The organism is Haemophilus sp. HMSC066D02, assembly GCF_001810545.1.
GTDB lineage: Bacteria > Pseudomonadota > Gammaproteobacteria > Enterobacterales > Pasteurellaceae > Haemophilus_D.
In genome coordinates, this window is record NZ_KV801812.1 from 1 (window position 1) to 7,594 (window position 7,594).

Below are 7,594 nucleotides of genomic sequence, written 5' to 3' on the forward strand. Positions count from 1 at the left end.
TCGCAATCCGTGAAGGTGGCCGTACAGTAGGTGCTGGTGTTGTTGCGAAAATCATCAAATAATTGATGAATTAACTGTAACAAGTTAGATAAAGAAGGCGTATCGAAAGATACGCCTTTTTGTTTGCCTAAAATTCCGCAAAATTATAATGAAAATTCAAATTAAAAAAGTGAATGTTAGGAAGAGAGAAATATTTGTTAGAGGAAAAAAAGTGGCGGAAGGTCATGGGAGTTGAACCCACCCGGGAACGCTGGCGTCCCCAACAGGATTTGAAGTCCTGCCACCTCACCGGAGATGACGACCTTCCGTTATTGAAATTGCGGTTACTTTAGCGTAAATTAGTTTATAATTCAACGCCATTTTGAAATAGGAATTAAAAATGACCGCACTTTTTCAACAACTTCCTTCGGTAGATAAATTTTTAAAAACACCAGAAGGTGAAATGCTTTTAACTGAATTTGGTCATTCAGCTGTCGTGCGTGAATTGCGCCAATTATTGTCTGAAGGGCGCGAGGTTATCAAACAGCATCAAAACTTACCGCACTTTTTTGCCGATCACCTAAGTACATTACATCATTTACAACATCGCTTGGTACAACAAAATCATGTGCAAATTAAATCAGTCCATAATTTAACGGGCACGGTATTACACACAAATTTAGGGCGAGCCTTATGGGCTAAAAGTGCACAGCAGGCAGCACTTCATGCAATGAAAGGTAACGTGGCACTAGAATATGATTTGGAAGAAGGTAAACGCAGTCATCGAGATAATTATATTAGTGAGTTATTGGCACAACTCACAGGCGCAGAGGCAGCTTGTATCGTTAACAATAATGCTGCAGCCGTACTCTTGATGTTGGCCACCTTTGCAAAAGATAAAGAAGTCATTATTTCTCGCGGGGAATTGATTGAAATTGGCGGAGCATTTCGCATTCCAGACATTATGGTTCAAGCAGGCTGTAAACTTGTTGAAGTGGGAACAACAAACCGCACACATTTGAAAGATTATCGTCAAGCAATCAATGAAAATACCGCTTTCTTAATGAAAGTACATTGCAGTAACTATCATATTAGTGGGTTTACCGCTTCGGTTTCAGAACAAGAGTTGGTTGATCTTGGACGAGAATTTGATATTCCAGTGATGACGGATCTGGGTAGTGGGGCATTAATTGATCTAAGTCAATATGATTTACCGAATGAACCAACGGTGCAAGAAAAAGTCTCACAGGGCGTAAACTTGGTGTCATTCTCGGGTGATAAATTATTGGGTGGAACACAAGCTGGTATTATCGTCGGTAAAAAAGAGTGGATTGCTCAGTTACAAGCTCACCCATTAAAGCGCGTATTGCGTTGCGATAAAGTGATTTTAGCCGGGCTTGAGGCAACATTACGTCTTTATCTCCAACCTGAAAAACTTACTGAGACGTTGCCAACTTTACATTTGCTCACCCAATCAATAGATGTATTAAAAGAAAAAGCCGAACAGCTTAAAGCCGGTTTAGCAAACCGCTTAAAAAATTACCAGGTTGAGATTGAAGAAAGCTTTGCTCAGATTGGGAGTGGTTCTCAACCGATGGCGACGATTCCTTCTCTCGCGGTGACGATTGCCGAAAAAACAGAGGCAAAATTGACCGCACTTTTGACTACATTTAAGCAATTAGAACAACCGATAATCGGTCGTGTTGAGAAAGGAAAAATTTGGTTAGATTTACGTAGTGTGGCTGACTTTAAGGCATTATTAGATACGGTGGAAAAATTATGATCATAGTAACATCAGGGCACGTCGATCATGGTAAAACAGCTCTTTTGCAAGCGCTGACAGGCACGAATACCGCCCATTTGCCGGAAGAAAAAAAACGTGGCATGACCATTGATTTGGGTTATGCCTATTTGCCTTTAAAAGAGAAAGTACTCGGGTTTATTGATGTGCCTGGCCATGAAAAGTTTCTCGCCAACATGTTAGCAGGGCTTGGTGGTGTGCATTATGCCATGCTCATTGTCGCTGCAGATGAAGGGATTGCCGCACAAACTAAAGAACACTTAGCGATTTTACGTCAGCTTCAATTTACTGAAATCATGGTGGTGATTACCAAGGCTGACCGAGCAACAGATGAGCAAATCGAGGCATTAAAAACACAAATTCAGACGGATTATCCATTCTTAGCTGAATCTCATTATTTTATTACATCGGCACAAACAGGCTTAGGCATTGATGCGTTACGCGATTATTTAGCCAATTTACCTGAATTAGCTGAAGTGGATAAACCATTCCGTTATGCCATCGACCGTGTTTTTAGTGTGAAAGGGGCGGGGACAGTGGTAACCGGGACAGCATTTGCGGGAACGGTGGCCATTGATGATGAACTCTTCCTTTCTACGGGACAAAAGGTTCGCGTTAAAAATATCCATGCTCAAAACACACCAAGTGAGAAAGGTGTCGCAGGTCAGCGTTTAGCGCTCAATTTAAACGTTGATTTAGATCGTATTCCAATGCAGCGCGGCGATTGGTTGTTAGCCTCAGAGCCACTTGAGCCAACCGATCGTATTACCATTGAAATTACACCTGAAGTGAATTTGAAAGACAGTCAGCCTGTACACATTTATCATGCGGCAAGTCGTACGACGGGTAAGCTCACCTTGCTTGAAAGCAAAAATGCAATGAAAAATGACCGCACTTTGGCAGAAGTTATTTTAGAACAGCCATTATTTTTAGCTTTTGGGGATAAATTAATTTTACGTAGTGGTGATGCGAAAGCGTTAATTGGTGGTGCCAAGGTACTCGAAATTCATTCACCAAAACGTTATAAGCGCACAGAGGCTCGCTTAGCGTTCTTAGCTAAACTTAATCAGGCTCAAACCGCCACACAACGCATTGGATTGACCTTACAAAAAGAGGCGATTTCAGCTCAAGCTTTAATGTGGAGTGAGCAACTAACCGAAAATCAACTAGTTGAAGCATTGGCTGAGAATGGTGATATCCGTTTCCAAAATTGGTGTTTTAATCGCGATTATCAACGTGAAAAAACGCAGCAAATTTTGACCGCGCTTGCTACCTATCATGAGCAACATAATGATCAGCTAGGTTTGAGTAAGGCCCGCTTATACCGTATTGCGACACTAAACCAACCGGAAAATCTGATTTACCATTTTATTGAGGAAATGCTTGATGAAGGCCAATTGCAGCAGACTCGTGGCTGGCTACATTTGCCTTCACACAAAATCCAATTCTCAGCCGAAGAGCAAAGCTTATGGCAAGCGGTGTTAGCTGAATTTGAGAAAGCTCATGGTCAAGCCATTTGGGTGCGTGATATGGCAACAGCCTTGGCGCAAGATGAAAGTGTGATGCGTAATTTTATGTATAAAGCAGGTAAATTGGGCTATCTTACGCCAATCGTAAAAGATCGATTTTTCCTAACTGAGAGTATTTATGCTTATGCCCGCTTAATTAAGCAAATGGCAGGTGAAGAAGGTAAGATTGCGGTAAATGAATTACGTGACAAGCTTAATTTTGGTCGAAAACTGACCGTACAGTTAATGGAGTATTTTGACCGTACCGGCTTTTTACGCCGCAAAGGCAATGACCATATTTTACGTGATAAAGATACATTTGATTTATAGGTAATACATGAAAAAGACACTGATTTCAGCCTTAATTTTAACCGCACTTTTTGCGGTAACAGGTTGCGAAGATAAAGAAACGAAAGCAACCATTGAGCAACAAACACAGACAATTGCACAACTAACGGCAGAAAATACGCAATTAAAAGCTGAAAAAGAAAAGGCGGAGAAGGTTATTCCAGCAATTATTGCTCAAGATGATGTGATTTTTGATAAAGAGGAAACCATCAAATATCCTAAATCGCCCAAAGAAGATGAATATGTGCCTGTAGAAGGTAAACTTCATTACAGCATTTCTACACTAAAAACGAATATTGAATGGTTAGATACACTACTTTTAGAACAAATTTCCAAAAATGCTGATGGTAAACCAAAAAGCCGCGAGCAACTTATTGCGGATTATCAGAAAGAATATGATGAAGCTAAAAAAGAGATGTTGGAATCTCCTATAATTGGTGTTGATGAAACTTTAGATTTAGCATTTAGTCACCAAAGAGGTAAGCTTGCTGTATTTTTAATAAATTATTACAGCTATGACGGTGGCGCTCATGGCGTTGGAGGCTACCAATATCTTAATATTGATTTAGAAACAAAAAAACTACTTTCATTTGATGATGTGTTTAAACCAAATCAGCAAGCTAAATTAAAAGAGCTGCTTTGGGAACGTTATACTCGATATGGCGAGGTACAAGATGAGGAAGCATTTACATCAAAAGACGCTTTTGAAGTGACCGATAATTTCTATTTAGATCATGATGGGATTCACTTTGTGTATAACGTGTATGAAATTGCGTCTTATGCAGAAGGACCACAGGAGCTGCTGATTGAGTGGTGGAATGCCTCTGCGTTATTGAAGCCTGAATTTCTTCAGAAACAGTATTATCCCGTTTCGAGTAATACGGCAGAATAACAAAGTGCGGTCAATAATGACCGCATTTTTATTGGCCTTTTTTCACCCAGTATTTAAAAGGAGTATCTTTTGTTTCACTTGCTAACAGCGTATGCTCCATAAATTGGCAGAAACTGGGAATATCGCGAGTTGTGGCGGGATCGTCCGCTAGAATAAGCAGCACTTCACCTTCATTCATGTGGCGAATGTTTTTTCTCACGAGCATCACGGGTTCAGGGCAACGTAAACCAACAGTATCAAGGGTTTTATCGACAGTAATTTCAGTCATTGTTATTCATCAGTTTTATTGAAATTGAGCTACATCATACAATAATTATGGGGAAATTTCGATAAATCCGCTATCAATGATAAACTACGCAACAAATTCATTTGAACAATTATTTCATGGCTGAATACCTTATCCCCAAAAGTGCGGTCGTTTTTGAAGAAGAAATTAAGAAAAGTCGATTTATCACGTATTTGCAACATACGGAAGGACTTGAAAAAGCCAAAGCTTTTTGGGCAGAAATTAAAGCGCAGCACCCTAATGCCCGCCATCATTGTTGGGCGGCAGTGGCCGGAAAGCCAACGGATTCTCAACAATTAGGCTTTTCCGATGATGGTGAACCAGCAGGCACTGCAGGAAAGCCAATGCTATCCGCTTTGCAAGGTAGCCAAGTTGGTGAAATCAGTGCTGTTGTTGTCCGCTATTATGGGGGCATTTTATTAGGCACTGGCGGTTTAGTTCGTGCTTATGGAAATGGTGTTCAGCAAGCTTTAAAATTATTAGAAACTGAACGAAAAGTAGAACGTCAGTTATTCCAAGTTCATTGTGATTATGCACAATTAAATTGGATTCAAATTTTATGTGAACAGCATCAAATTGAAATTTATGAACAAAATTTTCAAGTGCAGATAACATTGCAGTTAGGCATTAGTGAAGATCAAATTAAACCTTTTGAACAAGCATTAATTGAGCGTTCGGCAGGAACGTTGAAATTAGAAGAAATTAATTAAGCGAGATATTGTGCATATTTTATCCATTATTCGGATTATCGGCATTTTGATTATGTGCTTTTCCGGCACGATGCTGATTCCAGCCTTTGTGGCGCTTATTTATGGCGATGGCGGCGGTAAAGCGTTTATGCAAGCTTTTGCATTGAGCTTAACTGTGGGCATGTTGCTCTGGTGGCCTTGTCATCACCACAAACAAGAATTGCGATCTCGTGATGGTTTTTTAATTGTGGTGGCATTTTGGTTCGTTCTTGGCGGGTTAGCAACCTTACCATTGTTATTATTTGATGCACCTCATTTAACGGTGGCTTCTGCCGTATTTGAGGCATTTTCCGGGTTAACAACCACGGGCGCCACAGTCATGACTGGGTTAGATAATTTACCGAAAGCCATTCTGTTTTACCGTCAATTTTTACAATGGTTAGGCGGCATGGGGATCATCGTACTTGCGATTGCGATTATTCCTTTATTGGGTATTGGCGGAATGCAGTTATACCGAGCTGAAATGTCTGGTCCAATGAAAGATCAGAAAATTCAGCCACGGATAGCAGAAACGGCAAAGGCATTGTGGTTTGTTTATTTCTTTTTAACCATGTCTTGTACCTTGGCTTATTGGCTAGCAGGTATGACACCGTTTGATGCACTTACACATAGTTTCTCGACGGTATCCATTGGCGGCTTTTCTACGCACGATGCCAGTATTGGCTATTTTAATAGCTCGGCGATTAATTTTATCACAGTCATTTTCTTGTGGATTTCGGCTTGTAACTTTGCATTGCACTTCAGAGCATTTTCGACTTTAGGACGAGAAAATATTTTGAAGATTTACACAAAAGATCCAGAATTCCGCTTCTTTATGAGTATTCAAATTTTGCTTATCGTGGCATGTACATTGGTGATGATAAGCCATCAATATTTTGATTCCTCATGGCAAGATTTTGAGCAAGTCGTATTCCAAGCCGTATCAATTTCAACCACAACAGGCTACACCACATCGAATTTTGCTGAGTGGCCTTCTTTTGTGCCGATGTTATTAATTATTGCCTCTTTTATTGGTGGCTGTGCAGGCTCAGTCGGTGGCGGTTTGCGTGTTGCACGGATTTTAGTGCTATATCTTCAAGGTGCAAGAGAACTGAAACGATTTGTACACCCTAATTTAGTGTATCCAATTAAATGGGGTCAAAATGTCCTTGATGAACGAGTGATTGGGAGTATTTGGGCCTTTTTCTCAGCGTATCTATTGGTATTCACTATTTGTTTATTAAGTGTGATTGCATGTGGTGTCGAACCTTTTGACGCCTTTAATGCGGTATTAGCAAGTATTAATAACCTTGGACCGGGATTAGGTTCAGTAAGCAGTAATATGACGGCGATGCCAGATAGTGCTAAATGGGTACTCACCATTGCGATGGTATGTGGTCGTTTAGAAATTTTCACATTATTGGCGCTCTTCACACCAGCGTTTTGGAAGGCATAATGAAAACATTAATTTTATATTCAAGCCGTGATGGACAAACTAAAAAGATTGCTGAATTTATGGCTCAGCATCTTGAAGGAGAAGTGGTGGTTTCACCGTTAATGGAGGAACAGGATCTTCAAGTTTTTGATCACGTGATTATTGGGGCATCTGTTCGTTATGGTCACTTTAATAAACAGGTGTATCGTTTTGTAGAACGCCATCACGAATTGTTGAATGCAAAAAGTGCGGTCTTTTTTGGTGTAGGTTTAACCGCGAGAAAAGAAGGGAAAGATACGCCGGAGGGAAATGTCTATGTTCGTAAGTTCCTTCAACGCATAAAATGGACTCCTGCAAAAGTCGGCGTGTTTGCAGGGGCATTGCTATATCCACGCTATAAATGGATTGATCGTGTCATGATCCAATTGATTATGAAAATTACAGGTGGTGAAACAGATGCAACCAAAGAAATTGAATATACCGATTGGGGAAAAGTAAAGGCATTTGCAGAAAGTCTGAATTCGTAGAATAAAACACCATAAAAATTGTGTTTTTTAGACGATTTGATTAAAAGATCTTCAACCAATAAAAAATTTACATTTTTTTACAAAAAGATC

The 7,594-nt window shown here is 40.1% G+C and carries 7 protein-coding genes and 1 tRNA gene; 6 read left to right on the top strand and 2 right to left on the bottom strand.

What is annotated here, in order from left to right; genetic code table 11:
* Positions 1-212 precede the first annotated feature (212 nt).
* Positions 213-307 (bottom strand) — tRNA-Sec (locus HMPREF2750_RS06360).
* Between the two features lie 72 nt (positions 308-379).
* On the opposite strand from HMPREF2750_RS06360, the gene selA reads away from it, so the two are divergent.
* From selA to HMPREF2750_RS06375, 3 genes are read left to right on the top strand one after another with little or no spacing between them, the layout of a single operon-like run.
* Positions 380-1,762, top strand: coding sequence for an L-seryl-tRNA(Sec) selenium transferase (gene selA / locus HMPREF2750_RS06365; protein ID WP_070583086.1), 1,383 nt, complete (start codon positions 380-382; stop codon positions 1,760-1,762).
* Positions 1,759-3,618: a selenocysteine-specific translation elongation factor gene (gene selB / locus HMPREF2750_RS06370; RefSeq protein WP_070583087.1), complete on the top strand. Its 1,860-nt coding sequence runs from the start codon at positions 1,759-1,761 to the stop codon at positions 3,616-3,618. Before selA ends, selB begins: the two co-directional genes overlap by 4 nt.
* Before the next feature lie 7 nt (positions 3,619-3,625).
* Positions 3,626-4,528, top strand: coding sequence for an RsiV family protein (locus HMPREF2750_RS06375; RefSeq protein ID WP_070583088.1), 903 nt, complete (start codon positions 3,626-3,628; stop codon positions 4,526-4,528).
* A 28-nt stretch (positions 4,529-4,556) separates the two neighbouring features.
* On the opposite strand, the gene tusA is transcribed toward HMPREF2750_RS06375, so the two are convergent.
* A complete protein-coding gene (gene tusA, locus HMPREF2750_RS06380) occupies positions 4,557-4,796 on the bottom strand; it encodes a sulfurtransferase TusA (RefSeq protein WP_049367545.1) in 240 nt (79 codons plus the stop codon).
* Between the two features lie 116 nt (positions 4,797-4,912).
* Between tusA and HMPREF2750_RS06385 the strand changes: the two genes are divergently transcribed.
* Genes HMPREF2750_RS06385 through hemG form a run of 3 tightly spaced genes read left to right on the top strand, consistent with a single transcriptional unit; the run spans position 4,913 to position 7,504 of the window.
* Positions 4,913-5,524, top strand: coding sequence for a YigZ family protein (locus tag HMPREF2750_RS06385; protein ID WP_070583089.1), 612 nt, complete (start codon positions 4,913-4,915; stop codon positions 5,522-5,524).
* Positions 5,525-5,534: 10 nt separating this feature from the next.
* Positions 5,535-6,998 (top strand): TrkH family potassium uptake protein, encoded by a 1,464-nt coding sequence (locus HMPREF2750_RS06390; protein WP_070583090.1) that lies wholly within the window; start codon positions 5,535-5,537, stop codon positions 6,996-6,998.
* On the top strand, positions 6,998-7,504 hold the full coding sequence (gene hemG, locus HMPREF2750_RS06395; protein ID WP_070583091.1) for a menaquinone-dependent protoporphyrinogen IX dehydrogenase: 507 nt from the start codon (positions 6,998-7,000) through the stop codon (positions 7,502-7,504). Before HMPREF2750_RS06390 ends, hemG begins: the two co-directional genes overlap by 1 nt.
* The last annotated feature ends 90 nt before the right edge of the window (positions 7,505-7,594 follow it).